The sequence below is a fragment of the Tabrizicola sp. genome (genome assembly GCF_030694085.1).
GTDB lineage: Bacteria > Pseudomonadota > Alphaproteobacteria > Rhodobacterales > Rhodobacteraceae > Tabrizicola.
The window spans coordinates 1-2,511 of the sequence record NZ_JAUXZE010000047.1 but is presented as its reverse complement, the minus strand read 5'-3'; the positions used below and the strand labels follow the sequence as shown (position 1 = coordinate 2,511).

Annotated in this window: 1 protein-coding gene and 1 pseudogene; both read left to right on the top strand. The window is 60.3% G+C overall.

From position 1 onward, the window contains the following. Nucleotides 1–266: 266 nt before the first annotated feature. A complete protein-coding gene (locus Q8M85_RS12105; protein ID WP_305544773.1) occupies nucleotides 267–1,286 on the top strand; it encodes an integrase family protein in 1,020 nt (339 codons plus the stop codon). Further along, nucleotides 1,231–2,318: pseudogene (locus Q8M85_RS12100) on the top strand (IS3 family transposase); the annotation flags it as partial. The gene Q8M85_RS12105 and the pseudogene Q8M85_RS12100, both read left to right, overlap by 56 nt. Nucleotides 2,319–2,511: the final 193 nt, after the last annotated feature.

Sequence of the window (2,511 nt, the reverse complement as noted above, 5' to 3'; positions counted from 1 at the left end):
ACTTCGTGAACGCTTTGCCGCGTTCACTTCAAAATGAAGCAGTAAAATCCGCTCGAAAAACTGGCGATCCCGGCATGACCCGAACATGCGACCTACGGTTCAGGAATTAGAAATCGGGTCGACTCATAGCACCGCATAGTGTCTCACTTCCCCAATAAAATCCGCCACTTTTTGCATTTCGTAATGGTATAGTGCTCCGTAGAAACTCCCCTCTACTCGCACGATCTGGGAGCAACAACGGAGCAAAAAGGATGCCTGTAACGCATTTGACAGATGTCGTTGTGTCACGGCTCAAGGCGCCCGGGACATATTACGACGAGTCGACGCCCGCGTTTGCCATCCGCGTCGGAAAGAACCGCAAGACGTGGTTCGTAATCCGGGGCCGCGAACGCGAACGAACGAACATCGGAAAGTATCCGCAACTCAGTTTAGCGGATGCCCGCAAAGAGGCCAGGAAGCTCCTGACTGAGGCACCCGCCAAACATTCTAAGATGACCTTCTCCGCTGCCTATGAACACTACAAGGAAGCGATCACGGCCAAGAAACCCAGGACGCAACGCGACTACAAGCGTGTGCTCGACAAGCATCTTCTGCCCAAGCTCGGGAAGAAGAAACTGTCCGACATCGAGTATGAGAACATAACCGCCATAACTGACAAGCTCGCGCCCTCTGAGAAGTCGCACTGCTTGGCCGTCGCCCGGACATTCCTGCGCTGGTGCGTGAAGCCCCCTCGCCGCTATATCCTTCACTCACCCCTCGAAGGTGTGCTGATCGTCCCCGGCAAGGCGCGGAAACGCATCCTGAAACCGAACGAGCTGAAAACGGTTTGGGATGCTGCAACGGTCGCCGGCTACCCGTATGGGACCATCGTCCATCTCCTCATCCTCACCGGGCAGAGGAAGAGCGAGATAGCGAACCTGCGGCGGACCTGGATCGACCAGAAGCACCGGACCATCACGCTGCCCGACTGGGTCTGTAAAAACTCCCGGGAGCACATGTTCCCGTACGGCGACATGGTGGCCGCTGAACTGGAGGCGGTCCCTCGTCTCAACAGCACTGATCTGTTCTTTCCGTCGATCGTCTCGGACGAACGACCGATCTCCGGGTGGAGCAAGTACAAGAAGCGCCTCCGGGATGGTGTGGCGCCATGGAGGCTTCACGATCATGACCTGCCCCCGACTTTTCGAACCAGGGATTACTTGAGAGACTGCTCCGGATTCGGAGGCAGGAATGCGCAAATCAAGGTTCACGGACGAGCAGATGGTGGCGATCATTCGCGAGGGTGATCGGGACGGCGTTGCGAAAGCGGCGAAGCGGCATGGGGTCAGCGAGCAGACAATCTACATCTGGAAGAAGCGGTTTGGCGCGTTTGACGCCAACGATGTCCGCCGGCTGAAGTCGCTGGAGACCGAGAATGCGCGGCTGAAGAAGCTGGTCGCCGAGCGGGATCTCGAGATCGAGGTGATGAAGGAGATCGCCGCAAAAAAATGGTGAGCGTGCCGGCTCGCCGTGCCGCAGTTGCGTACGCGAGAGCCCGAGGGCTCTCGCAGCGGCGGGCTTGCACGCTTCTTGGCGTCGCAAGGAGTGCTCTGACCTACGAGAGCACGAAGACCAGGACGGATGCTCCCGTGGTGGAGCGGATGATGAAATGGGCGGGCGATTACAATCGTTTCGGATACCGTCGTATCCTGATTTATCTGCAGCGTGACGGGTTTGAGCTGAGCGCCGGACGGATGCACCGGCTCTGGCGCAAGCATGGGCTGCAACGTCCCCGCAAACGACCGCGCAAGCGCATCCGCGGCCTTGCGCGGGACCGTGTGGAACGGCCCTTGGCTGCCAACAAGGTGTGGTCCTACGACTTCGTGTTCGACTACGTGGCGACCGGCCAGCAGATCAAATGCCTGACGGTCGTCGACGAGGGCACGCGCGAGTGCCTGGCGATCGACGTCGCCGGATCGATCCGCTCGCGTCGTGTGATCGACACCCTTGCACGCCTCGTCTCGGAGCGAGGGCCGCCCGAGGTTCTGCGCTCGGACAATGGCCCGGAGTTCGTATCGCTCGCGCTGCTCAAGTGGATCACGGATGAAGGCATCCGGACCGGCCTGATCGAGCCGGGCAAGCCGTGGCAGAACGGCACATGCGAAAGCTTCAACGGCAAGTTCCGCGACGAGTGCCTGAGCGTCGAGTGGTTCCGCAGCCGGGAGGAGGCGCGTGTGATGATCGGCAGATGGCGAACGCACTTCAACGAAGATCGTCCACATTCATCTCTGGGCAACCTGACGCCGACGGAGTATGCGGCAAGACTGGCACGCGGCGAGATCACGCCTCAGCCCGGGCGTCCGCGCACGTCGCCCGCAATGGGCCGGACTGCTGCGATATGTGGCGTCTCCGCAGCCCGGCCCATTGCTCCCGCCGAGACGACGGGGCACTCTCAATCAGCCGGTCTCGCGGTGAGGCCGGAATGACGGGCAGGCTCAAGAAACCCGTGGTCCGAAAAAACCGGGCAGGTCA